This is a genomic window from Vibrio superstes (assembly GCF_003569005.1).
In the GTDB taxonomy this organism is placed as follows: domain Bacteria; phylum Pseudomonadota; class Gammaproteobacteria; order Enterobacterales; family Vibrionaceae; genus Vibrio; species Vibrio superstes.
Genome location: NZ_BCUR01000004.1, coordinates 1,713,319 through 1,738,941, shown reverse-complemented (window position 1 = coordinate 1,738,941; position 25,623 = coordinate 1,713,319). Strand labels below are relative to the sequence as shown.

The window sequence follows — 25,623 nt, the reverse complement described above, 5'->3', positions numbered from 1 at the left end:
GCCTGACTTCGATAGAGTATCAAAATCAGGCTTTCAGTTACTTAATCCAATAAAGACGTGTTAACTCAGCATTGGCGCTGTGATTGGTTAAGCTTGTTCTTTAGCGTGTTCAGCGCGACAAACTGCAGCAGTGAATACTACGTCTGTTGAGCTGTTTAGGGCTGTTTCAGCAGAATCTTGGATTACGCCGATGATGAAGCCTACCGCTACAACCTGCATTGCCACCTCGTTTGGAATACCAAATAGGCTACATGCTAGAGGGATAAGCAGTAGTGAACCGCCTGCTACACCCGATGCACCACATGCAGAAACTGCCGCGATAAGGCTAAGTAGGATAGCCGATAGGATATCTACTTGAATACCTAGCGTATGCACTGCTGCAAGCGTCAGTACAGTGATAGTGATTGCCGCGCCGCCCATGTTGATGGTTGCGCCTAGCGGGATAGATACAGAGTAAGTATCTTCGTCTAGTTTTAGCTTCTCACACAATGCCATGTTGACTGGAATATTCGCTGCACTTGAACGAGTGAAGAACGCAGTAACACCACTCTCACGTAGACACTGAAGTACTAATGGGTATGGGTTTTGTTTTGTTTTAACCCAAACGATGATTGGGTTAACCACTAGCGCGATGATGGCCATTGCACTCAGCAAAACAAACAGTAGGTTTGCATAGCCAAGAAGTGCACTAAAGCCTGTTGTTGCAAACGTTGCAGCAACCAAACCGAAGATACCAAATGGCGCTAGGCGGATAATAAAGCGAACAATTTGTGATACGCCGTGGCTAAGGTCTTCAAAAACCGCTTTAGTGGTGTCAGAAGCGTGGTGAAGCGCAAGACCAAGACCGATACCCCAAGCAAGAATACCAATGTAGTTAGCATCCATTAGAGCATGTACTGGGTTGTCGACGATCTTAAATAGAAGCGTGTGTAGAACCTCTGCAATCCCTTGAGGGGGTGTCGCACCTGTAGCGCTTTCAACTAGGGTTAGCGTCGTTGGGAATGCGAAGCTAAGTAGAACAGCGGTGATCGCAGCTAAAAAGGTACCGATTAAATACAGAATGACGATCGGACGCATGTAGGTATGTTGGTTTTTCTTTTGGTTAGCAATAGAGGCTGCCACCAAGATAAATACCAAAATAGGAGCAACGGCCTTTAGAGCACCAACAAACAGACTACCTAGTAGTCCTGCGCTGGTGGCGGCAGAAGGAGAAGCAACGGCTAGAAGGGCGCCGGCAACGATACCGACTAAGATTTGCAGGACAAGGTTACCCTTGGCCATACGGGCGATGAATGTGTTTTGCATAATATATCCATATAACTGGGATGAGAAAGCCGCTCCCAGGTTTTTTATAAGTTATAAGACGCTGGCTTAAACGTTTTTCTTGGGTTTGCTGACCTCTTGTGAGTAATTGTAATTAAAGGTAAGCAGCACATAGCATAAAAGGATAAATCTCAATGTCTAGTGGATAATCGTTTGCATTGGTGGTTTTTTAGCTTTCTGTAGTGATCATCGTTAACAATTTAGATTTATTTGTAACATTTGGGTTTGTCGGTAGGTTATTAATAGGGTGTAGATAGAGCGAGACCCACGATAAAGACCTCGGGGGTGACGGTTTAGCCAATGAGGCAGGTTAATCGAATGGCCTGTTTGTTTAAGTGATAGTGATGTTCGCTCGCGTCATGCCCGAGCGCTTTAATCGGGCATCTTGAAAGATGCAGAGCCAGAGACCCCCGATAAAGACCTCGGGGTGACGGTTTAGCCAATGAGGCAGGTTAATCGCATGGCCTGTTTGTTTAAGTGATAGCGATGTTCGCTCGTGTCATGCCCGAGCGCTTTAATCGGGCATCTTGAAAGGTGCAGAGTCAGAGACCCCCGATAAAGACCTCGGGGGTGACGGTTTAGCCAATGATGGAAGTTAATCGCATAGTCTGCTTAGGCGATAGTGATGCTCGAACGCTTTAATCGGGCATCTTGAAAGATGCAGAGTCAGAGACCCCCGATAAAGACCTCGGGGGTGACGGTTCAGGCAATGATGGAAGTTAATCGCATAGCCTGCTTAGGTGATACCGATGTTCGCTCGTGTCATGCTCGAACGCTTTAATCGGGCATCTTGAAAGATGCAGAGTCAGAGGCCCCGATAAAGACCTCGGGGGTGACGGTTCAGCTAATGATGTAAGTTAACAGCATGGCTTCTGAAGCGATATATAACATTAAGCGTTCGACGCAAGCGCGACCTGTTGTTTTGGCTTCTTCACCATCAACTTAAACATTGCCGGCACGAAGTAGAACGAAATAAGCGTGGTCAGAGTTGTGCCTCCAGCGATGGCGACCGCAAATGGGGGCCAGAAGCCTCCGCCGCCAATAATGAGGGGGGTGAAACCTCCCACGGTAGTGATGGTGGTTGATGTTATGTGCCGGGTACAGCTCATCACTGCCGTCAGTATTGCCTCTTTGTCACCTGCGCAGGCTTCAGGGCTTGCTTTTAGCTCCGCGAGTATGACGATGGCGGCGTTAATCGCTAAACCGACAATGCCGAGCATAGCAATAATAACGGTAAAGCCAAACGGGTAGTCGAAGAGGAATACGGAAAGTATCCCAAGACCTGCTGCAAGGCCGGCAACAGCGAAGATAATTCCGCTTAACCTAAAGGAGTTAAAGGAAATGACGACCACCAAGATCATCAAGGTGAACACCATCGACAGGTTGGCAATCAAACTGTTGACGGACTCATTACGCTCTGCTGATTCGCCGCCAAACTCCATACGGTAGCCAGTGGGTAAAGAATAACTCTCTAGTGCTTTTTGAAAGTCATTGAGTACGGTTTGTGGCAAGACTCCAGATTCGAGATAACCTTCAATGGTATTCACTCGTTGTCCATCACGCCTAGGGATTGCGCCACGGCTTGGCGTGAGCTTTAGCTCAGCGATAGTCGAGATACTGATGCCTGTGGTGTACATCTCCGAAACAACAGGCAGTCTTAAATTACTCAAATGAGTAATATTCTCTCTATTTGAATCACCCACGCGCACGCGTACTGGGATAGACTCGCTCGCCTCAATGATGCTGCCACTTTCTCTGCCCACTAAGGTTGCTTGCAGAAGGTTGGCAAAGTCACTTAGGGCTAGGTTGTTTAGCTTTGCGGTGTCTTCATCAACATCGAGCCAAACCTTTGGCGTGCCAGGTTGTAACGTTTCTCTGGTGTGGGTGACGTGATTGGTATTAGCAAGTATCAATCTGATATCTTCGCCAATCATTTTTAGTCTATCTAGGTTTTCACCGTAAATTCTTAGCTCAATAGGCGCCTTGAAAGGAGGGCCTTGCTCTAGTTTGCGTACTAATATCTGCGCATTGGGTATGCTTTGGCTGAGTTGACGTTGTAGCTTTGGAATTACATCGTTCGCCGATTGGAACGTGTCCATCTTCACCATCGCCTGGCCAAAGTAGGGAGCCTTGCTTTGCGAGGCTTGCAGGTTGTAATAAAAGGAAGGGAAGTTAGCCCCGAGTAGCCAATTGACTTGTTCGACACCCTCATATTCTCGAATGATGGCGTCCACTTTGTTTGTCGCCTGTTCGGTAGCGTAGATGCTCGCTTGAGGCGAAAGATACACTTGTACCTCAAACATGTCTCTATCTGAAGGCGGGAAGAACTGCTCTGTCAATTGCGACATGCTCAGGTATCCGCCAATGGGAACGGTAACTACCAAAGCAATGGCGATTAGCGGTCGGCGAATGGCAAATGCCACGGTTTTAGCGAAGCTTCGAGTGAGCGCAGGAAAATGTACCCCAGTTTGGTACCAGCGATTCGACGACGTATGGCTGGGTAATATCTGTGCGGCGAAACCGGCAATGATAGTGTGAGAAATAAGGTATGAACCCACAAGAGAGAAGGATACCGTAATGGCGATAGCGCCAACGAATTCGCCACTCGCTCCCGGCATTAAGAAGATAGGTGCAAAGGCCAAAACTGTGGTTAGGGTTGAGCCCAATAATGGCACCCAAAGATGTTCAATCGCTTTAACTGCTGATTCGAGTTTTGCCTTACCTTGCAGTCGGTAGTTCTGAATGGTATCCACCATCACTACGGCGTTATCGACCATGATACCCAATGCTACAATCAGCCCTGTGACGGACATCTGATTGATTGGGATCCCTGTAAACTTCATGAGTACCAAGGTGAGCATAGAAGTAAGAGGGAGAGCGATTGCCACCATAATTGCGGCTCTAAAGCCGAGTGTGAGCAGCAACACTACCAAGATAATGCTAAAACCGAGAAGCAAGCTATCGCTCAGTTCCGATAATCGCGATTCGGTATACCCTTGCTGATTAAACAGGATATCGACCTTAATGTTGCTCGGTAGCTCTGCTTGATACTGTTCAATAAGCGCCTCGGCCCGAGGCGTCCACTTGTCCACGCGAAGGTGCGATTGCATGCGTGCAGCGACCACAACGCCTGGTGCACCATCTATGACGGCAATTTCATCGGCAGGGGTCTTTTGAGTTCGCTCGACCGTAGCGATATCACCAAGGCGGACCATGTGTCCTTGCTCGTCAATGGAGATTGGCACTTGGCGGATGCGTTCAAGGGAGTCGAGATCAGAGGCGATTTCTAGACCAAAGCGTGAATTACCATTCACCAATTCACCGGCTGAGTTCTTTGCATCTGCTCCATCAAGGCTATCGGCGATGCTGGCGCTAGAGCCACCCATGGCCACCACGCTGTTGGTATCAAGGCTTACTAGTACCTCTTCTTGTGGCATGCCGTATTCGTCAACGAACTCTGTACCAGAGAGAGAGCGTAAACGTGAGGCCAGTTCTTTTGAATATCGACCTAAAGTCAGTAGGTCGCTTTCCCCTTCGCCTTGCCAGGTAAGTGAAGCGATAAGAGTAAATGCGTAGGTATGGTCGCTATCAAGTTCTGGCGCTAAAGTGCCGTCAGGAAGAAAAGGGGTGACGTCAGAAAGTTTGTCGCGAGCCTTGGACCATGTGGCATCGGGCTGAATAATGTCATCATTAAGTTCAATGTTAATGATAGAAACGCCGGGGCGAGAGGTAGACGAAAGCAGCTTTACTTCACTGAGTTCGCGCAGTTTATTCTCAACCACTTCGGTCACTAGCGCCTCAACTCGCTCTGCACTGGCTCCAGGGAAGGTGGTGGTGACGTTGGCAAAGCGATTGCTGATGATTGGGTCTTCCGCTCTTGGTAATGTATTCAGCGCAGAGAAGCCACTGACTAACAAAAATGCGGTGATCAGCACAAGTAACCGGGTGTTGGATATGATATTGATAAGTTTCATATTCTATCCTTAGCCCTGTTTAGCTGAGACGACTTGACCCGGTACGACGCGGTGAAGCCCATTTTCAACAATGCGCTCACCCTCAGAGATAGCGCCCGCTACATACGCTTGCTCATTGTCGGCAAATAACACCTGAATACTGCGTCGCTCAATAACGTTGTCCTCCGTTAGGACAAACACGTTCCATACGCCGCGAATCCCATCGGTTAAGGCGGTATTAGGAATCCAATAGCCAGTTTCAGGGATGTTCTCGGTATACGTCAGATAAGCTAGTTGCCCATCCAACACTCGAGCAGTGTCTGGCAGAAGGTAGCGCAGCCCGATACTGCGAGAATTAAGGTCGACAGTGCCCCCAGGGTTGATCAATTTGGCGTCATATTGATTCTTGCCAATGCGAATCTTCGGGTCGGATATCTGGCTGACTTTCGGCAATTGTATGGTGGGGATGCCGATGAAGGCTTCTTTGTCATTTTCTGATAGCAGAGTCAGAGTGGGTGAACCCGCGTTGACAACATCACCGAGAGAAACATGGCGTCTGCTGACCGTACCGGAGTAGGGCGCCTTAATCGTCGATTTGGTTTGTTTAAGACTGTTTGCCTGAATGACAGCGTCGAGCCTGACAGTATTGGCTTGCAGTACGCCTTTTTGACTGTTGAGCGCATCAATTTCTGCTTCAGCACTAAACCCTTTAGATTTGAGTGATTGCTGTCGCTTGAGGTTGGCATCCACCAGTTGTAATTGAGCGCGTATTTCATTTCGCTGTGCTCTTAACTGCCTAGCCTCGGTCTCTAGCAACTGAGTATCAAGGGTGATTAGAGGAGTGCCTTTGTCGACCTTATCCCCTACATCGACCAATATGCTGGACACTTTCCCTGCAAACTCAAATCCAAGGCGTGCTTTTTGCCCAGCCTGAACGGTACCTACATACTCGCGCTCTACTTGATATTGCTCGCTTTGCTGAAGGGTATAGGTTTGGACAGAGACGGTTTGTACGTACTCTTCTTGTTGAGCCTTTGAATCAAAACAACCACTGATCACTACTGATAAAGACAGTAGTGCAACGACTTTGAATTTTGATGTGTACAACATGACTGACATCCTTGATGCAACGTTTATGATTCTATTAAAACCCAATCAAACTAGACTGTCTAGTTTGATTGGGTTATATTTGTAAAAAATGTTGAATGTTTGAGGAAAGGCATGGTTAGCAGAAGCGAGCGTAAAAGAGATCAAATTCTTCAAGCGGCGGGTAAGTTATTTGCGGAGCACGGTTATGGGGCGAGTATGGATGCCATATCTAAGGCTGCTAACGTCTCAAAGCAAACGGTGTATGCCCATTTCAAAACCAAAGATGTGTTGTTTGAAACCTGCATACAGTCTAAGTGTGTGAGTAACCGTATTGATGAAAACGCGTTTAATACCGACGCGCCGCTGCGGGACGTGCTACTTGAGTTCGGTGTTCGCTTTCAAAATATGTTGTTGGATAAAGGGGTGCAGCAAACCTTTCGCAATGCCATTAGCCAACTGGAATTGCATCCAGATCTAGCGGCGCTTTATCTTGAATCCGGCCCCAAAATGACCAATCGCGTGTTGAGCGATTATCTGTCTAAAAAAGTGGACGCAGGTGAGTTGTCTCTTCAAGGGACAGCAGAAGACGGCGCTATGCAACTGTTGTTATTGTTTCATGGTAAAGCCGTGTATTGGGCAAATTTGGGAGAGGATAGCGGTGAAACCCCCGAGCAGCGCGCAGCCTACATTGAAAGTTGTGTGGATCTGTTTTTAAAGGGAAATGGCCACCAGGTGTAAATAGTGTGATATCAAAAGAATTATTCGTATCGTAATTTCAAAGAGTTATGCAACAATTGAAGTCACGGTAGATTATTTCGCAGATAAGGATATTTCATGACCCTGCCTTCACTTAGCGTACTCGCGACCTCAGTACTCATCGCTAGCCAATTTTCATCTCAAGTGTTGGCAAATCCACTGCCTCAAAACGTAACACTAGCGTCTAGCCAAGAATTAGTGCGCGCCAATGATGCAGAGGTAGCCACCCTAAATCCCATAAAAGCGGAAGGGTTACCAGAGATGCACGTAGTTCGCGATCTTTTTGAGGGCTTGGTCATCCAAGATGCCGATGGCAACGTGATTCCCGGTACAGCAGAGCGATGGGACAATGACAATAATCAGGTTTTTACCTTCTATTTACGCAAAAATGCCAAATGGTCTAATGGTGACCCTGTCAAAGCAGATGATTTCGTCTATAGCCTGCGCAGGGCAGTAGACCCCAATACAGCCTCACCGAATGCGTGGTATCTAAAGCTGACAGAAATGCTCAATGCTGAAGATATTATTGAGGGCAAAAAATCTCCTGATACCCTAGGTGTCGAAGCGCTAGATGACCACACACTTAAGTTCACCCTATCTAAGCCAGTACCATACTTCTTAGCGATGACCGGTCACACCGTTATGATGCCAATTCATAAAGCGAGTGTAGAGGCAAACCCAGATGGATGGGCGAGACCAGGAAATTTGGTATCTAATGGGGCGTTTGTCTTAGATGGGTGGGTGGTGAATGAAAAAATCACTCTGAAGCGCAACCTGAATTATTGGGACAGCAAGGATACTCGATTAGATAAAGTCACCTATATCCCCTTTGAAAGCCAAATGGCGTCTTACAATCGTTATCGCAGCGGAGAGGTAGATATTACCTCGGATGTACCCGCACAAATGGCCGGTAAACTAGAAAAAGATCTGCCATACGCGTATCAAGTCTCCCCCTTATTGTGCACCTACTATTACGCGTTTAACACTCAACATGAAGCGCTTAAAGATGCTAGGGTGAGACAGGCGTTGTCATATAGCATTATGCGTGACGTAGTGACTAATGGCATAACCAATAGTGGCCACCTGCCAGCTTATACCTTTGCGCATAAAGATGTGGCGGGCTTTCATGCCTCACAACCTGATTATGCAAATATGACCCAACAACAGCGGGATCAAAAGGCACAACAACTGTTAGCGGACGCGGGATACAACCAAGACAATCCATTGAATCTTAATTTGTTGTACAACACCTCTGAGAGTCACAAGAGTATTGCTGTGGGTATCGCCTCTATGTGGAACAAAACCCTTGGCGTTAATGTGGCTTTAGAGAACCAAGAATGGAAGTCTTATCTAGACTCTAGAAAGGCAGGTGAATTTGATGTGTTAAGGGCGTCATGGTGTGGAGATTACAACGAGGCATCGACCTTCTTAAGCCTATTTACCTCTGACAATGACAGAAACTTTGCCTTCTATGCGAACCCAGAATACGATGCGGTGCTGGATAAAGCGCAAACCGAAACGGATGAAACAAAGCGAAGTGCACTGTATGACCAAGCGGAATCTATCCTAGCGATGGATATGCCTATCGCCCCGATCTACTATTTCATGCAAGCTCGTTTGGTACGACCAAGTGTAGGCGGTGTGCCCAAGTCCAATGCTGAAGGACGTATTTATTCTAAAGACCTTTACATTAAGAAGCTGTGAGTAAACGCGTCGACAAGCGAGATCTCCCTTCTAAGGTATGCCGTACCTGCGGCTTACCGTTTGTTTGGCGCAAGAAATGGGAGCGCTGCTGGGATGAGGTGTTGTATTGCTCGGAGCGGTGTCGCAGGAATAAGGTGAGGAATAACAGCTCGAATGAGTGATGTGTGCCTCTCCAACTCTGAATGTGTCAGGTTACATCTAGATATTACGATGAGGTATTGATGTGCTAATCATTAAATGGATATATACAACTTAAATGAATCGCCGAAACTTTCCCAAAGAGTTAAAACGACTGCGAGAAGCGCGTAATCTCTCTCAAGAGGATTTTGCCGCTTTACTCGCGAATTCTCATCGAGCGTTCGATGGTGTAAACCAAGTGATGATCAGCAAATGGGAAAGAGGCGACACAACAACTAGCCTAATTCGACGATTAGGCATCGCTAATTATTTGTCTCAACAATATGAGTACGATGAAAAAGAGATCGAAGTCATATCACCATCATTTAAGCTTAGCGACATTCCTGTCAATCAAGATATCTCATACCGTTACGTCATTGATAATGTCGAAATTCATACAATTAAAACGATTCTTAATGACTCATGGGAAGACATTCTTTCGATCCATTCAAAATTATACTCTTTGGATTTTATGAGGTTTTATAATGCTGATCATTTGTCTACTGATGATATCGTGATTTTAGTTTTTTACAGCAAAGGGCTGATGGTTGGGCATATCCTTTATGATGACAGAACCAATATGCTTTTAAGTGTGGGATCTATTAGCCTGTCGATTAGACACCAAGTTCTTCAGCATATGGCTGAACGTATGACTAAAAAATCTCTCATTATTCCTGCTCACGACCCAGCAATGGCGCAATTTCTGTATGACTTATATTTAGACCCTAAGCGCTCTATGTTTGGTCTGTTTCTTTTTACCGTAGAGCCCGCCATTCTTGCCAGTAACCCTTTTTATCAAAACTTATCAGAAACGGGTGATCAGTCATTCAAGTACTTTCGGTATTTCAGTCAAAAAATGAAGAAGAAAAGTATCGAGTTTGTACTCTAACGAACCGTGAGCCGAACCGTATATCATCTGTAAAATTATTGCTATGAAACAATATAGTTCGTCCCATATCTTCCCTGTACAGTCCTGCCTCAAACATACTTTCAATCTAAAATAGGCGATGACCGTGTATAGCAATTACTGGAAAATTTTACTACCCATCACTCTTATCCTTTCCTCTTTGAGTGCCTCTGCTTCTGAATGCTCACACAAAGTCGGTTGCGAGAAAAAAGCCTGCATCATTGAAGCTAAAATGGAAACTGCAAAACTTAATGGACATAGCGAAAAGCTAGCTGGTTTGAATAGCGCTCTCAATCAGGTAAGTGATTATTGTACAAATGAAGATTTAAAAAACGAATTACTCGAAAAACTTGAAGAATCGAAAATTGAAATCGATGAGTACCAGTCTGAACTTAATGAGGCTATGACGTATCAAGAAGAAGATAAAGTACATAAATACCAAAGAAAGATCGAAGAAGAGCAACTTGAAATCGACATGATCGAAAGGGAATTATCCCTGCTCTTATAAAACGGTGTAGAGAACGCCTTGTTAGAAGACGACCGGAATGGCACTGAACGAATCAGGGGTTACCGAAGCTCGTTGCCTGAATTACCACGGAATAGTCTCTCCCGCATAATCCTTAAACGTCCCTGAAGATTCAGCATCTAAAGCATCTATCTGCTCAAGTAGAAAATGTGCAGTTTGCATTGGGGTCATTAGTTGACCCTCAGGTAGGTTTCTTTGAAAAGGTTCGGACAATTGAGTATCTGTGGTACCGGGGTGCAGTGCCAATACTGCGATAGGCTTATGACAGCGCTGCCATTCGTTGCGCAGGTTCTTAAGTGCCATATTCAGGGCACTCTTTGAAGCGCGGTAGCTGTACCACCCACCCAGTCGGTTGTCTTCTATACTGCCCACGCGAGCGGACAAAGTGACAAATTTTGCGACGTCAGTTTGGTTGCTAGAGATAAGCTTGTCTTGAAAGTACTTGGCAAGAAGTAGCGTTGGTAAGGTGTTGCGGCGAAAATTTTCAATAAAAAAGTCTGCATCGAGATGTTTGATGCTTTTTTCAGGACCGTGGTGCTGGCAATGAAGTAACCCAACGCAGTTGACGATCCAGTCCATCTGGGAAAACTGATGGCTCAGCTCTTCAACCTGCCTTTCGTCTGTGACATCAAGGCGATGCCATGAGACCCGTTCAGCCTCGAACTCAGGCTTATTACTCAGATATGTCGCCTCAAAGGTGGCGAAGGGGTAGGCCTCCATGCATTTTTCAAGGAGGGCCGAACCGATACCGCCGCCTGCACCCACAATCATTATCCGCATTTTTGCCACTCTTTATTTAGCCAACGATTGATGAAGGCTCTTGAAGGGTCATACATCTGGGTTTGCTTATCAAGGTCGAAGCGCCTGACTGGTTTGGAATCGGCCCCCACACCTGCGATGTACTGCCAATTTCCCCAGTTTGAGCCAACGTCATAGTCAATTAAGTTGTGTTCGAAATACAGTGCACCGAGCCTCCAGTCCAAACCAAGCTCGTGTATCAAACAGCTGGCGACCAACTGCCTGCCTCTATTTGACATAAACCCAGTGTTCTTCAGCTGCCTCATGCAGGCATCAACGATATCGAAGCCGGTCTCGCCATTGACCCACGCCTCCAGTGTCGCCGCATCATCATCCCAAAGCTGAGGCTCTTTGCGTATGCCTCCAGAGTGAAACAGCTTCTCTTGATGCCATGCACTGTACCAATGGAAAAACTCTCTCCAAAGCAGTTCAAATTTAATCCAGTAACTTGAATCATTAGCGCCGTGCTCGCGCTCAAATTGAATCACGTTATGCCAAACTTGTCGTGCTGAAAGATTGCCTGAAGCCAGCCATGGGGAGAATTTTGTCGAGTTGTCCCAACCATCTAGTTGGTTCCTGACCAGCTTATAACTGTGCGGGAGCTGTGACGAAAAGTATTGAGATAGGTGATTGTGTCCAGCCTTCTCACCGCCAACAAAGCTGCCATATGCTTCTTCTGTCGTGAGGATAGGCTCTATGGCATTGCAATCAATAACAATGGGTTCTGGTAACCTTGCAGGTTCCTGAAGAGGTTTGACAATAGTGAGATGTTCTACGCGCTTTCTAAATTGGGTGAAGGTTGCAGGGTACGCCTCAGGCGTAAATGGAAGTTGGCTATGGTGAAATAAAGACCCTGTATAGGCACTGCAAACAGTCAGCTGTGGAAATGTCTGAGCAATGGCTTTTTCCGCTTCTTGTTCGTACATGCCAGGGTGAAACGCTCGATATAGAGTGTTGACTTGCAGTGTATCGATGATCTGGCACAGGTGGGAGAAATCATGTGGTGTATATAGTCTGTGACCGTGCCTACCGAGAGATGTAGCTAAGTTACTCAATGATTCGAGTTCAAAATTCTCGAGGTGTTCTGACTTAACAAAAGGACGGTGAACATCTTCCGAGTTGGTAAGTTTAGAGTAGGGTAGATAAACGAAAATCAACTCATCTACCTCATGATGGGCTCTAATGAGGAGATTGTTGTCGCTGATTCGGCAATCGTTGCCAAACCATATTAACCCTCGTTTTTTATCATTCATTCTGCTCTCACCCACTGCTTTCCTAGTGAATGTTATTACGTAGATGTGGGTGAGAGCGATCTAATGCTCGTCAAAGAAATCCTTGTTACGGATGTATTTGCTCATTAAGTGATAAGAGAAAGGACGAATGAGCCAACTTATTAGAGAGCGCCCTAAGCGAATGAAGGTAGGCGTATTTTCATAGATGCGCCCGTTGTACAGCCAAAGGAGTTTTCCCACATGCCAATAAGCAAGGGGAATTAAGGGCATAAAGGTCACTATGTCTAGGTCGCAGCAGACGCGATAGGTTTTGTGTGCGAGTCGGTAATGCTTTTTAAAGCGCCAGCAACCCACCGCAGGCTGACCAAAGGTAACGATGCGCTTGATCGCTTTTGGGTAATGATGTTCAACATAATCCCCAATGACACTCCCGATTGCACCTCCTGAGGAGTGACCTGTGATAACGAGACGATATCCATGTTTAAGACGTGGCTCAATGATGGCCAAAACACGCTCAAATACTGACAATCCAAGCTGGTCATCTCTGTGAGAAGGAGGGCTTTCTTGAGACAGCAGATAGTGAAAGCCAGCGTGGATGGAGTAATCAAGCCCAAAATTTTTGCAGCTCTTGTGCCAGAAACCGAGATTTAGCAGCCAGTCTTTGACACTGTGAGAGCCCTTAATCACCAGTACCACTTCTTCACGTTGCTTGTTCCAAAGGACCCGCATCATGATATTGCCTTGGGCATTGCGAATAATGCGTTGACCATTGGGGTCGAATCCAAAGGCGGTTTGTTTGAATACACGAGGATAGGCTAACCGACAGAGCACAGCGTAGCGTTCGTATTGATATCGTTTGAGGCTTTTCAATGACTAAACCGAACAATCTTTGGATCAAAAGCCTATTGTGTCGCGGAAAAATGACGATTATGTGACCGTCTGAGCGATGAATTACCGATAACTCGCTGTATAGATTGCTTATAACAGACTCTTGTTCAATAATTTGCCTACTTTTTTCGACCGTCGCTTTGTTGAGGCACCTACTGTGCAACGTTTCACTGACACTATTATTCGTTTCCCAAAGACCCTTCTTCTATTTCTTGTGATGGTTACTATGGTTGCTGGCTATTATGGGTCGACTCATTTTTCAATGAATGCGGATCTCAGTGACCTAGTGGAACAAAAAGGGGAGTGGCGTGACAATCTTGATGCGGTAGAGGCGGTATTCCCTGACTCTGGGAACATCATCATCGCCGTATCTTCAAAAGATGGCGAGCAAGCTAAGATAGCAACCGAGAAATTGGCACAGGCATTCAAAAAGCGTCAGCTGTTTGCTGATGTGTTCGCGCCTTCTACCTTGCAGTGGTTTGAGCAATACGCTATAGGCTTTCTAAGTGACAACGAATACCAATCCCTTAGGGACAAGGTTGCACTGCTGTTGCCTGAGGTCATGCTCTCCACTCAAATGAATAGCTTACAGCCTTATCTTGGTGCGTTGGATGAGAAACTCTCTGCAAGCGAGCGCTCTCCCGAAGAAATTAACACCTTGATTCAGCCGCTACTCGAGGCGATGCAAGATAAAGATGTTGATTGGCAAAGCCTATTATTTTCAGATGTCTCTGTACCCAATGGCTATGTGATCAGCTTAACTGCCGTTCCTGATTATTCTGAAACTGAACCGAATAAACTCATCATGAATACGGTTCGTGAAGTGATTGCCAGTGTGGGTATGCCTGCGGATGTGATGGTGCGAGTGACCGGGCAAACGGCGTTAGATTATGATGAGATTCAAGATGCGAACGATAGCGTTGCGCTTGCGGGGACGGTATCACTAATCAGTTTAATACTCATTCTTGCGGTGGGTATTCGCTCTTTAAGGATTATCGTTGCGAGCTACCTTGCAGTAATCGTTGGCTTGGTTTGGACCTTTGCAGCTGGTCTATTGCTGGTGGGCTCGTTTAATACCATCTCCATTGTGTTTATGGTTATTTTTATTGGCTTGGGCGTGGATTTTGCCGTTCACCTTAGCTTGCATGTATATGAACAAAGATTAAAGGGTCACGATAACCGCGAAAGTTTAGCGCTCTCTGTTCAGCACTGTATCTCACCACTAGGTCTATGTGCCTTATCATCCGCCATCGGTTTTTTGAGCTTCTATCCGACGGCTTATAACGGACTTGGTGAGCTTGGAGTCATTTCAGCAGCAGGCATGATATTAGCGCTTGTTGCCACCTTCCTAGTTATCCCTCTTTTCTTTCAGTTCTTTGGCTATCCAAAGGTGAAGAGAAGCAATGCCAAGCGTTCAAAGGTGGCATTAAAACTCAGCGAGTTTATTGTTGCTCAACATAGAAAGATCATCTTAATGACCTTGGTTGGCGCGGTTGCGACGGGTTACGGGGCAATGCAGTTTCAGTTTGATTTCTCTACCTTAGTGTTAAAGAACAAAAACTCTGAGTCAGTAGAGGCGCTACAATGGCTGCAAGACAATAAGCTTGGCTCTAGTTATCAGTTATTCGCAGTGGCTAAAGATCGCCAGCAAGCAATGGACTGGGAGAGTCAGCTGCAAGATAGCCCAGAGGTTGCGGCTACCATCAGTGCCAACTCATTTTTACCTCAGGATTTTTCGCAGCGAGTGAATGAGTTACAGGAATCGGCGACTCCTGAAGCGAAACGTCCGACGATGATGACCTGGTCAGAGTTTTCGAAAAAGTACCAGCAACTACTGAATTTGAGTCAAGCGTCAGAAACGAATAGCGATGAGCAAGCCTTGCAGCAGCATTTAACGGCCAAGATTCAGCCTTTAATGCAGGCGTTAGCGTCTCAAGACTCAGCAATTGTCGATCCTAAGGTTGATATGTTACCGGCTGAAATTGCCCATAAGTATATTGCCGATGATGGGCAATGGCTGGTGTCAGTGACTCCGTCGGGTGATATGCGAGATGTGGCGCAGGTGAATGTGTTTATTGAGACAGTGCAGCGAGTGGCGCCGTTAGCGACCGGTCGCGCTGTTGCCGAGCAACAAGTGGGGCAGATTATTGTGAAGGCGTTTTACACCGCAATCGCGATATCGATTGTTGCCATTACGCTTATCTTGATATTCAGCGTACGTTATAAGCTGGATATCTTGTTTATCTTTATTCCGTTACTGCTAACCACGACGACCACACTTGCGTTAGCGCATTGGTTTGGTCAGTCGCTGAATATGGCCAACATCATTGTTATACCGCTGATCTTTGGTCTTGGTGTGGATAATGGTATTCATATTGTGAAGCGGTTTAGGCACGAGCAGACGATTACACGATTCTTCTCGTCATCAACGCCGAAAGCAACCTTGATCAGCTGCTTGACCACCATCGCCACCTTTGGCGCATTGACCTTGGCTGAACATCAGGGGATGTACTCGATTGGGTTTTTGCTGACTATAGCGCTAAGTGCAATACTCTGCTTTAGTCTGCTGATTCTGCCTGCGTTCTTACATAGGTTTGAGTCTAGGGGGTAGGTACAAGCTATCAGCCACAAGCTTCAAGCTGACAGCAGTGATATGACCCCGTAAAAGTAGACACGGGGTCATATCAGAGTGAAAGCTATAGTCTTGAAGCTTGAATCTGACAGCTATAGGGGTGGGATTTACCTCTGACGGCTAGGTTTCTTACCTGCCTTCGGTTTACCTGCATGTGGTCGGTTTTGTTGACCGCCCTTATTGTTTGCACCGGCCTTGCCTTGGGTATTACTTCCCTTAGCATTGTTACCTTGGCCTGCATTACCCTGCGTACTATTCCCGTTTCGGCTTTGTCCTGGCTTCGCTTTGCCTCTTTGATTTGGCTTGCGAATGTCTGGCTGGCTGTCGGTGTGCTTGGTTGCAAAGCGGTGTGCGCCGTGGCGTCCGGACTTACGGCGCTGTGCTGGCGTTTGTTTATCGAGATCTTCTTCTGGAACCAAGCAGTTTGGCTTGTCACCAATGAGGTGTTTTTTGCCCATGCTGATCAGCGCTTCCCGGATCATTGGCCAGTTGGCTGGATCGTGATAACGAAGCAATGCTTTGTGCAGGCGGCGCTGACGCTCACCCTTAGCAACCGGTACATCTTCACGCTGTTTATATTTAACGCGTTTCAGAGGGTTGGTCTCTGAGTAGTACATTGCTGTGGCGTTACACATAGGTGAAGGATAAAAGTTCTGAACCTGATCGCATTCGTAGCTGTTTGATTTTAGCCATTGCGCAAGGTTCACCATATCCTCATCTTCTGTACCAGGGTGGGCAGAGATGAAATAAGGGATCAGATACTGTTTTTTACCTGCTTCTTTGCTGTACTTCTCAAACATTTCTTTGAAGCGGTCATAGGTGCCCATGCCCGGCTTCATCATTTTGTCTAGAGGACCTTTTTCTGTGTGCTCTGGAGCGATCTTCAGGTATCCGCCAACGTGGTGAGTCACCAACTCTTTGACGTATTCTGGAGACTCAATGGCGAGATCGTAACGCACACCAGAAGCTATCATCACCTTTTTCACACCTGGCACCTTACGGGCAGCGCGGTAGAGATCAATAGTATGCTTATGGTCTGTGTTTAGCTTGTTACAAATGCCTGGGAATACACAAGATGGACGACGACACGTCGCTTCGGCCTTAGGAATGCTACAGCCAAGGCGGTACATATTAGCCGTTGGGCCACCAAGATCGGATATAGTGCCAGTAAATCCAGGCACCTTGTCTCTGATCTCTTCGAGTTCGTTAAGGATCGACTCTTGAGAGCGGTTTTGAATAATGCGCCCTTCATGCTCTGTAATAGAACAGAACGAACAACCACCAAAACAGCCACGCATGATGTTAACCGAGGTTTTGATCATGTCGTAAGCAGGGATCTTTGCCTTGCCATACATAGGGTGGGGTACACGCGCAAACGGTAGACCGAACACATAGTCCATCTCTGCTGTTGTCAGAGGAATTGGCGGTTGGTTTACCCATAGCTCACGATCGCCATGACGCTGTATTAGCGCTCGGCCAGAGTGAGGGTTGGTTTCGAGATGCATCACACGACTTGCGTGGGCATATAAGATTCTGTCGTTATGCAGCTTTTCATACGCAGGTATGCGAATGGCGGTGGTTTCCGAGTCATGGCGGCTAGGGCGAACCACTACAGGTTCAGCCTTAACTTCGGTTTGCTCTGAGGTTTTATCACTGCAGTTGGTTTCGACTTCGTAAGGGTTAGTCGGTACGAAGGCTTTGCCTGGTTTTTCTATGCGTGATGAATCGATGATCTTAAACTGCTCTGGCGCCTGCGCTAAGTTTACCGCTGTGCCACGAATGTTGGTCATTTGTGCAATGTCTTCACCGTCAGAAAGGCGATGTGCCACCTCGATAAGCGCACGTTCAGCGTTTCCAAAAAGAAGTAAATCTGCCTTTGCATCGAAGATGACTGAGCGACGTACTTTATCTGACCAGTAGTCATAGTGCGCGATACGACGAAGACTCGCCTCAATACCACCAAGAACAATAGGTGTGCCTTTGAAGGCTTCACGACAGCGCTGAGAATACACTAAGGTCGCACGATCAGGGCGTTTACCGCCTTCATTATTCGGGGTATAGGCATCATCGTGACGCAATTTTCTATCCGCAGTGTAGCGGTTGATCATTGAGTCCATATTACCAGCGGTAATGCCAAAGAATAGGTTTGGTTTACCCAGCGTCATGAAGTCGTCTTTGTTGTTCCATCGTGGCTGCGCGATGATACCAACACGAAAGCCTTGAGCTTCTAGAAGTCGCCCAATGATAGCCATACCAAAGCTTGGATGGTCCACATAGGCATCGCCAGTGACGATAATAATGTCACAACTGTCCCAACCTAGAGCGTCCATTTCTTTGCGACTGGTTGGCAAGAATGGTGCGGTTCCGAAACACTCAGCCCAATATTTTTTGTATTGGTGGATTGGAGTAATAGTGTTGTGCATTTTTTGACCTCTTTTGAGCAAGCGGTGCATTATAGCGATTAGTTTTAAGGTTAGCTAGCAGAAGCCAGAATTTTATATATACTCAGTAAATAGTCTTTAAATTTCATATATATAAGAGTCCCTTTTATGTGTAAGCCTATTCGTCAACTCTCTTATCTATTGGCGCTCACTGGCTCTGTTTTCAATACTGCTCATGCAGTCAGTTTCACGGATCCGGTCGACGGTATGTTTGATATGGGCGAATATCTTGCTGAGAACGCCTACGGATTTCTGCCTATCCCAGTAATTATAACCGAACCTGCGGTGGGCTATGGCTTCGGCGTGATAGGTATGTTTTTGCACGAAACGGAAGAGCAAAAAGAAAAACGTCGCAAACTCGCGATGGAGTCCATCGATGGTGGCGCGCAACTTATTCCTCCTGCTGTCACTGTTGCAGGTGGAGCAGCTACCGAAAATGGAACTTGGTTTGCACTGTTAGGTCATAGACGAGTGTGGAAACAGGACTCTATTCGCTACATGGGGGGAGTCGGCTTTGGTACGGCAATTATGGAGTTCTATCCTTTCTCTAATAGTGGGGGTCCATTGCAAGATGTCGGGGTTGAGCTTGAAACGGAAGGTTATGGCGGAATGCAAAAACTGCAGTTTAGGGTGGCAGACACTAAATTGTTTTTGGGTATACAGCAGTTCTACGCCGATAGTGAGGTAAGGCTCAAGAATAATTCAGGAATTGGCTCAGATAGTTATACGCTGGCAGAAACACGCTCTTCTGGCTTAGGGTTTAACCTTGAATACGACGCAAAAAATAGCTTCTTTTATCCCACTGAAGGCTGGGACTTTATTGCAGAATATCTTTGGTATAGAGAAGGTATCGGCAGTGATAATGACTACGAGACCTTTTTAGCCTCAAGTACCGCGTATGTACCAATAGCGAACAATTGGACTCTGGCGTTTGCCGTGGAATACAACTCACTGACAACGGATGAGACTACCTTGCCACCCCTTGCGTATCCTGATATTTCCCTCAGAGGTATCCCCGTGAACCGCTATCAAGGTAACTACACCAGCTCTTATCAAACACAGGTCATGTGGCAGTTTACTCCACGCTGGAGTGTATCTGTGTTTGGCGGCGTTGGGGGCAACAGTGGCGTTGGCCGTTCTAATGAAGGGGCATCGGCTATGTTTGACGACATGAAGTGGGCTTACGGCACGGGCTTTCGCTATCTGATTGCCAGACGCTATGGCGTTCATATGGGAATGGATTTTGGCTTTAGTGAAGAAGACAGTGCGTTCTATTTTAATGTTGGCACGGGATTGTAATCACGCTAGGGGAGGTTACACTACTTCTCCTCATTGTTTTTGATTGATGACACTATGGACACCTACGCTCAGCTATCGATACATATCTTCTTGCCTATGGCCATTGGCGCCTTAGCGATTTTGATTCTGGCCTTAACTAAGGGTGAGATTTGCCCGGGACAAAGAGGTCGCTTACACAAGCAACTGCCTATTATTGCCTGTTTATTCTTTGTTGGCGGCGGCGCTATGCCAGCGTTTATTGTCCCAGCAGCGCTTGTTGTGTACTTCTCCGTTCAAACTAAAACAGGTAAAACGCGAGACAGTGGTCCGTTATTTCTATTGATACTGGCTGCTGTATCAGCGTGCCTATTCTGGATATTATCCATCGTGAATAGTGAGCCTAGATTTGTCCTTGGCTCATTGAGTATTGCAATGGGTGAGGTGATCTTCTTAGGCGCAGCTTTAGGTCATCTTCTTATGATCAAAGCGAAAACCCGCCTTCAAGCTTTTCATACTCTGTTACCTGTTACGGGTATTGCTTCGGCCATGCTGCTCGTACTTTCGGTATTGGTTCAGGCGCACTGGGCTTGGAGTGAGCAAAGCGAGGTTGTGATATCGGTGATTAGTTTTGCCTTCCCGCTATTACTCACTGCTATTCTTGTGTGGAGTTGGCATCTATTTCGCTCATCGACCGTCAATCAGTATCAAGTCTTGGTGGCGAGTGCATTGGGGATTAGTGGTAGCTATCTGCTACTTCCTTTGTTTTGACGAAATTTTGCCATTGATCACTGTCAAACGGCCGGTTTGCAACTAATCTTGTAGGAGAGGTTTTTGGGAGCAGTTCGTCTGAGAGGTGACACATGGATCTAAGTAACATCAAACGCTGGGACAGTAATATCCTGCTGAGTATCGTTAACGAGAAGCTGCGCTTAGAGTGCGATAGCATTGAAGAGTTAGCGAGTATGTACGAAATTGACGCAAACAGCTTGGCAGACAAGCTAAGCGGTGTGGGCTATCAATATGACCCACTGACTAATCAGTTTAAATCTCACGAGTTCTAGAAACTAATACCAATCGTAGTAAATAACTGGTCATCCTAGCTTGTTAAAACATTCGATAACGGCGTTAGAATTTTTGATTGTAGAATAACTACTTATCAAAAAGTTCTGCCTTGTTATCCAGCGTTTTTCCTACGCTATTTCTGACCTCTTACTTACTGTGATTGGTATAAAACAATACCTATAAAAATGGCTACCCTAGGGTAGCCATTTTTTGTATTAGAGCGCTTTAGAATACAAAGCGTGTGGTCAGCATAAACTGATCACCGTAGAAGTCATTGATCTTGCCTTCCAAGCCTAGAGAGAAAAGCTCAGTGGCGTGGAAACGACCATAAACGCTACCAATCCAGTCGTCGTTGCTGTCGATAGTCACGTAACCTACGTTACCACCTAGCTCAAATTGTGGACCTAACCATTGACGCCAACCTAGGTTCACTTCCATGCCTAGGTCATTGTCGAATGTTTTCTTATCATCGACAACGCGCAATAACATTTGGCCAGTGATGTCAGCCCAGTTCGTCACAGGAGCATGGAACCCCAGGCCGGTACGAAGGTTGTAATCACTCTCAAACTCAGAGTCGATGGTTGCTACAAAGTGCGCGTTAGGGTGAATAGCTTTACTAAAGCCGGCACCGAAAGTCAGAGGAGCCATACCGATGCGCGCTTCAAAGTAGTCGTAATTAAAGTTGCTCATAACAGCAGGGCTGTTTGCAAAGGTGGCGCCAGAAAAAGTCGCTGCTACAGCAAGTGCAGCACAGGCTAATTTACGCATAATTATTGATAACCTACTTAGTGGAAATTGTTAGTCCTTGGCTCTAAGAGAGTAAACTCTCATAGTCATCATGCACTATGTGAATGATTGGCCTTTTATAATGCTGACCATATTAATGGAACCAGACTATTACCTCCACTAAAACAGAGGGTTATATACGCTAAATTTCTGTCAATTTTCACAAAGCTAGCGCATTCGCACGTTTATTCACCAAATTGGGTGCGTTTTTCCGAAACCGACTGTAATATTTTGACGGTATCTAAGAAACGAGCCCATTGCATCGGCTCTTCCGCAGTCTCTATTACATAGCGCGTTAGGTGCTCAGTAACGATGTCAATAAGCTCTTCTTTTTTCCAGGGCTTAGCAATATAGAAATCTAGACAGTGGTGGTTGACGGCATTAACGGTGTCATTGAGGTCGGCCTGCCCAGTGAGAAGTAACTTTTTACAGGCTTTGGTGGCAACGTTTTGATGCAGCTCAATAAGAAAATCGACCCCCGTTTCTTCTGGCATGATGTGATCGCACAAGATCATCGCTAAAGGGGTACCTTCTACTTGATACTCAGCAATGACTTCACGTGCCTCCGAGACAGATTCGGCCGCTTCGATCTCGCAGAACTCTGCAAACGATTTAAGGTCACGAACCACACTTTCTAAGACGTCTCTCTCATCATCGACACACAAAATTAATAGCTTGTTCATCCATTTCCTCATTGTTCACGTTGATTGCGGTATAAACGGCAGACGAACAATCATCTGCGTTCCTTCCCCGATGGTTGATGCTACGGAGATGCTGCCTTGGTGCTGGTGGACTATTTGCTGGCACACGGACAACCCTATGCCTAAGCCAAAGTCACCTTGTTTCTTGGTGGTAAAGTTAAGCTCAAAAATGCTCTCGAGCTGTTCTGGTTCAATGCCAGACCCATTGTCTTGAAATACGATCTCTATTTCTTGTTTGTCTGCATCTAATACAGTGTGAATACTCAGTTTCCCATTATTATCCATTGCATCTAGGGCGTTGGAAATTAGGTTCGTCCATACTTGTTGCAGTGCAATGGGCCGGCAAAATGTGGGGGCGATTGAGTGGTAATCTCGCTCCACGTTGATGTTTTTCAATCGGTTTTCAAAGATGACCAACGTATCTTCAATACCTTCGTGTATATCGACTTTTTGTGTTGATTCTTCATCTGAGCGCGCATAGCTCTTTAGGCTTTTCACCATGTCGGCAATGCGTTGTGAGCAAACGTTTATCGACCGCAAAGTGGTGCCAGCGGTGTAATAGTGCTCGAGTTGCGCCAAGATTTTATCGATGTCTTGATGGGCTAAGATGCTATCGACTTGTTCTTCAAGACCCATGTTGACCACCATCTTAGCTTGCTGTTTGGTCTGCATTCTATTGACGATAGCTTTGGATTTTTGTCTAAGCTGTGCGGTCGAGATGGGGTTAGAGCGCAATGCTCGCTCAAGCACTTGCTTGCCGAGGAACTTGCTGGTCTGTTCAAAGTCTTCAGTGTCTTGGCTAATTTCGTGAATTAAGGTATCGGAGCTTCGCAAAATGGCAGCGATAGGGTTGTTGAGCTCATGGGCGACACCGGCCACCAATTGCCCTAGGACGACCATCTTTTCATTTTCAACCAGCTGGGTTTGTGCAGCTTCAAGGGACTCGAAGGTGTGCTGCAACCGCAGTTTAGTGTGAATGCTACGCTGCAATCGACGATTGAAGTGACGCAAGAGCAAGTTGGTGAATAAGGGAAGCAGGGCACTGTTTGAATGCATGACCTCTGTAAAGGTGGTTTTGCTGAGTTTGATTACATGGGTTTGGCTCAGGGTCAGTGCGGTAGAAAAAGACTTTTCTCCGGTAACAAATGACATGCCGCCAATAATGCCCCCCTTGCCATGTCGAACCACTTCACGTCGCTTGCCATGTTCGTCTTGCTTGTACAGTGCTACCTCTCCCTGGGTAATAAACCATAGAAATTGGTTTGGTTCTCCCTCTTTGGTCAGTAGGTGAGAAGGAGAGTATCGACGAATAGCACGTGACTCATCGCTTTTAGCAAAGAAGGCTTCTAGAGCGTTACACACCTTTTCCGACAACTCATCATCACTTATAGAATGGTAATCACGGATAAAATCACTGCGATAGGCGTGGATACGCTTATCTATATGGGCTCGGATGATTTTTTGACTATCCAATACCGACCCAAAGGGTAACCAGTCTATTTTAGGCTGATTAATGATAAATTCAGTGAGCTCCTTCTTTATAATTTGAGTAGTATTTTCCAGCTGCAGCGGATGGGTAAAGCAGTGATCGAGTCGTCCTTCGTTGACTGCCGTAATCACACTCTCTAATTGATTGGCATCACAGGTCAATATCTTGCGACAGTTTGGGTAGTGGGGTTCAAGCTCAACCAATAACTGAGAAGCGCTAGTGTTCAGCGATTCCGTCGCGATAACCATTGCGAGTTCTTGGCGTTCAACACGCATTTCTTCAAGGCATGCATACGCTTCACGAACGTTTTTCGCGAACAGAGGTCTAAACTTGCGCTCATAGGGTTTGAGAGCAAGCTCCAGTATTGATAGAGAGTTTGGATCGTCTTCGATACAAAGAACGCAATATTGAGTCATAATCAACCCATCTTTTTATTGCACTGTAACAATTTTACACTCACTCGAATGAGAGCCAGTTAAACTTATGCTAGTAAAGCGAAAATATCCTAGAAAATACTGATTTATCTCAATTTTATCTGTATAAAAGAAAGTAGACGTGCAAACACAGAAATTATAAGAATATGCGACAATTAAAATCTATAGCCGCGGTAGGCGGAGCAGTAGCCCTTATCGGTATCTGGCCTTTGGCCGTAGGTCACATTGGACAAACCATAGTGACGGACGGTATTCAAAATTTTGACAACCAAGACATCAAGGTGGAACTAGAAGAGTACGATAGAGGCTATCTTAGCTCTGTCGCCAAGACACTAGTCACCGTAGTTGACCCACAAGCTGTTGCTCAGCTCAACGCCTACGGCTGGCCGACGCAGTATGAGCTCGTACACAATATTAATCATGGAATGTTGAGCCTAAGCGGCGAGACTTTCTATTCTCAAATGCCTGAGCTTAAGCTTCTCACAACGACTCAACTCAATGGTAATACTGAGTTTTCTACCAACCTGAAAGCGCAGCAGTTTGACATTGCCGGTAGTGAGCCAATGACAGCACTGTTGGGCGCACTGGATATCGAAGGCTCTGTGACAGTATTGGGCGAGCTTGAATATCAATTGACTATGCCTTCTCTTGAGTTTGACTATCAAAACGGCGCGATGATTCGCTTTGACGGTCTAGCAAGCAGTGGTGACGGTAAAGTAGAACAAGGGCTTTGGATGGGCGAGCAAACCCTTTCTCTAGATAGCTTTATGGTTAACGACAATGAGGGTGTTAACCTAGTTGAAATGGATGGTTTGAGCTATCAATTCCAAACCAGTCAAGACGAAACAGCACAAACTCTGCAAGGGGATTATCAACTGACTCTGCAGGAGTTTAAAAACCATGATGGTGAGGCTAAAAACCTAAGCTTAAGCTTTACTGCTGGTGGCTTTGATAAGTCTGCGTTCTTGGATTTGTCTGAAATGTACCAAAATAGCCCAGTTTGGACAGAGCAAGATACCGCTAAAGCACTGCCTAAAGTGGATGAGTTGCTGGCTAAGGGCTTCTTCATGTCTTTGAATAAATTCAGCGTTGATGTGGACGAAGGTCGCTTTGAATCGAACTGGAATATGAACCTGCCTTCGGGTGAGGCAAACACATCGAAAGATTTCCTACAGCTTATCGAACTGCTTCAAGGGGATATGAATGCGTTTGTTTCTAGTGATTTGGTGATGGCTTACCCGTTCATTCAAGAAAACCTAGATGAACTATTAATCATGGAAGTCGCATCGCAGACTGATGATGGTTACAGCATGGCATTGCAGTTGAAAGACGGAAAGATACTGTTCACTAATGGCAAAGAAGTACCGGTAATGTCGTTATTGTTGCCAATGCTCATGCCACAAGCGCAGTAAAACCAAATACCTACAGAAAAAACAGCCATAGTTTG

At 46.1% G+C, this 25,623-nt stretch carries 20 protein-coding genes; 10 read left to right on the top strand and 10 right to left on the bottom strand.

The window, feature by feature from the left end; all coding sequences use genetic code 11:
* Nucleotides 1–87: 87 nt before the first annotated feature.
* The 3 genes from sstT to D5I41_RS15955 all read right to left on the bottom strand — a co-directional run bounded on the left by sstT (nt 88) and on the right by D5I41_RS15955 (nt 6,386).
* Complete coding sequence (sstT, locus tag D5I41_RS15965; RefSeq protein WP_119010642.1) at nt 88–1,305, bottom strand: serine/threonine transporter SstT; 1,218 nt, start codon at nt 1,303–1,305, stop codon at nt 88–90.
* Nucleotides 1,306–2,213: 908 nt separating this feature from the next.
* Nucleotides 2,214–5,297, bottom strand: a complete 3,084-nt coding sequence (locus tag D5I41_RS15960) for an efflux RND transporter permease subunit (protein ID WP_119010641.1) — start codon at nt 5,295–5,297, stop codon at nt 2,214–2,216.
* Between the two features lie 9 nt (nt 5,298–5,306).
* A complete protein-coding gene (locus D5I41_RS15955; protein WP_119010640.1) occupies nt 5,307–6,386 on the bottom strand; it encodes an efflux RND transporter periplasmic adaptor subunit in 1,080 nt (359 codons plus the stop codon).
* 111 nt (nt 6,387–6,497) lie between these two features.
* Here D5I41_RS15955 and D5I41_RS15950 point away from each other — a divergent pair, with 111 nt between their 5' ends.
* From D5I41_RS15950 to D5I41_RS15930, 5 genes are all read left to right on the top strand, one after another.
* Nucleotides 6,498–7,103: a TetR/AcrR family transcriptional regulator gene (locus D5I41_RS15950; protein ID WP_119010639.1), complete on the top strand. Its 606-nt coding sequence runs from the start codon at nt 6,498–6,500 to the stop codon at nt 7,101–7,103.
* A gap of 96 nt (nt 7,104–7,199) precedes the next feature.
* A complete protein-coding gene (locus tag D5I41_RS15945) occupies nt 7,200–8,825 on the top strand; it encodes an ABC transporter substrate-binding protein (protein ID WP_119010638.1) in 1,626 nt (541 codons plus the stop codon).
* The gene (locus D5I41_RS15940; RefSeq protein WP_119010637.1) at nt 8,822–8,986 is read left to right on the top strand and encodes a DUF2256 domain-containing protein; all 165 of its coding nucleotides are present in this window, start codon (nt 8,822–8,824) and stop codon (nt 8,984–8,986) included. Before D5I41_RS15945 ends, D5I41_RS15940 begins: the two co-directional genes overlap by 4 nt.
* 95 nt (nt 8,987–9,081) lie before the next feature.
* Entirely contained in the window at nt 9,082–9,891 is an 810-nt protein-coding gene (locus tag D5I41_RS15935; RefSeq protein WP_119010636.1) for a helix-turn-helix domain-containing protein, read from the top strand.
* 124 nt (nt 9,892–10,015) lie between these two features.
* Complete coding sequence (locus D5I41_RS15930; RefSeq protein ID WP_235868934.1) at nt 10,016–10,417, top strand: DUF1090 domain-containing protein; 402 nt, start codon at nt 10,016–10,018, stop codon at nt 10,415–10,417.
* An 81-nt stretch (nt 10,418–10,498) separates the two neighbouring features.
* On the opposite strand, the gene D5I41_RS15925 is transcribed toward D5I41_RS15930, so the two are convergent.
* From D5I41_RS15925 to D5I41_RS15915, 3 genes are read right to left on the bottom strand one after another with little or no spacing between them, the layout of a single operon-like run.
* A complete protein-coding gene (locus D5I41_RS15925) occupies nt 10,499–11,215 on the bottom strand; it encodes an SDR family NAD(P)-dependent oxidoreductase (protein WP_119010634.1) in 717 nt (238 codons plus the stop codon).
* Nucleotides 11,206–12,486, bottom strand: a complete 1,281-nt coding sequence (locus D5I41_RS15920) for a DASH family cryptochrome (protein WP_119010633.1) — start codon at nt 12,484–12,486, stop codon at nt 11,206–11,208. The genes D5I41_RS15925 and D5I41_RS15920 overlap by 10 nt, the downstream gene beginning before the upstream one ends.
* Nucleotides 12,487–12,546: 60 nt before the next feature.
* The gene (locus D5I41_RS15915; protein WP_162892849.1) at nt 12,547–13,335 is read right to left on the bottom strand and encodes a lipase family protein; all 789 of its coding nucleotides are present in this window, start codon (nt 13,333–13,335) and stop codon (nt 12,547–12,549) included.
* Between the two features lie 175 nt (nt 13,336–13,510).
* On the opposite strand from D5I41_RS15915, the gene D5I41_RS15910 reads away from it, so the two are divergent.
* Nucleotides 13,511–15,964 carry an MMPL family transporter gene (locus D5I41_RS15910; RefSeq protein ID WP_235868933.1) on the top strand — a complete coding sequence of 818 codons (2,454 nt, stop codon included), beginning with the start codon at nt 13,511–13,513 and terminating at the stop codon, nt 15,962–15,964.
* A gap of 128 nt (nt 15,965–16,092) precedes the next feature.
* Here D5I41_RS15910 and D5I41_RS15905 read toward each other — a convergent pair whose 3' ends face one another.
* On the bottom strand, nt 16,093–18,408 hold the full coding sequence (locus D5I41_RS15905) for a YgiQ family radical SAM protein (RefSeq protein WP_119010630.1): 2,316 nt from the start codon (nt 18,406–18,408) through the stop codon (nt 16,093–16,095).
* A gap of 126 nt (nt 18,409–18,534) precedes the next feature.
* On the opposite strand from D5I41_RS15905, the gene D5I41_RS15900 reads away from it, so the two are divergent.
* The 3 genes from D5I41_RS15900 to D5I41_RS15890 all read left to right on the top strand — a co-directional run bounded on the left by D5I41_RS15900 (nt 18,535) and on the right by D5I41_RS15890 (nt 20,765).
* On the top strand, nt 18,535–19,725 hold the full coding sequence (locus tag D5I41_RS15900) for a BamA/TamA family outer membrane protein (RefSeq protein WP_119010629.1): 1,191 nt from the start codon (nt 18,535–18,537) through the stop codon (nt 19,723–19,725).
* Nucleotides 19,726–19,779: 54 nt separating this feature from the next.
* Nucleotides 19,780–20,472 (top strand): HI_1241 family integral membrane domain, encoded by a 693-nt coding sequence (locus tag D5I41_RS15895; RefSeq protein ID WP_119010628.1) that lies wholly within the window; start codon nt 19,780–19,782, stop codon nt 20,470–20,472.
* 92 nt (nt 20,473–20,564) lie between these two features.
* On the top strand, nt 20,565–20,765 hold the full coding sequence (locus D5I41_RS15890; protein WP_017028485.1) for a DUF4250 domain-containing protein: 201 nt from the start codon (nt 20,565–20,567) through the stop codon (nt 20,763–20,765).
* Between the two features lie 226 nt (nt 20,766–20,991).
* Here D5I41_RS15890 and D5I41_RS15885 read toward each other — a convergent pair whose 3' ends face one another.
* The 3 genes from D5I41_RS15885 to D5I41_RS15875 all read right to left on the bottom strand — a co-directional run bounded on the left by D5I41_RS15885 (nt 20,992) and on the right by D5I41_RS15875 (nt 24,158).
* Nucleotides 20,992–21,534, bottom strand: coding sequence for a hypothetical protein (locus D5I41_RS15885; protein WP_119010627.1), 543 nt, complete (start codon nt 21,532–21,534; stop codon nt 20,992–20,994).
* Between the two features lie 203 nt (nt 21,535–21,737).
* The gene (locus D5I41_RS15880) at nt 21,738–22,235 is read right to left on the bottom strand and encodes a response regulator (RefSeq protein ID WP_119010626.1); all 498 of its coding nucleotides are present in this window, start codon (nt 22,233–22,235) and stop codon (nt 21,738–21,740) included.
* A 15-nt stretch (nt 22,236–22,250) separates the two neighbouring features.
* Nucleotides 22,251–24,158 (bottom strand): ATP-binding protein, encoded by a 1,908-nt coding sequence (locus D5I41_RS15875; protein WP_119010625.1) that lies wholly within the window; start codon nt 24,156–24,158, stop codon nt 22,251–22,253.
* Between the two features lie 164 nt (nt 24,159–24,322).
* Here D5I41_RS15875 and D5I41_RS15870 point away from each other — a divergent pair, with 164 nt between their 5' ends.
* Nucleotides 24,323–25,588, top strand: a complete 1,266-nt coding sequence (locus D5I41_RS15870) for a DUF945 family protein (RefSeq protein WP_119010624.1) — start codon at nt 24,323–24,325, stop codon at nt 25,586–25,588.
* The last annotated feature ends 35 nt before the right edge of the window (nt 25,589–25,623 follow it).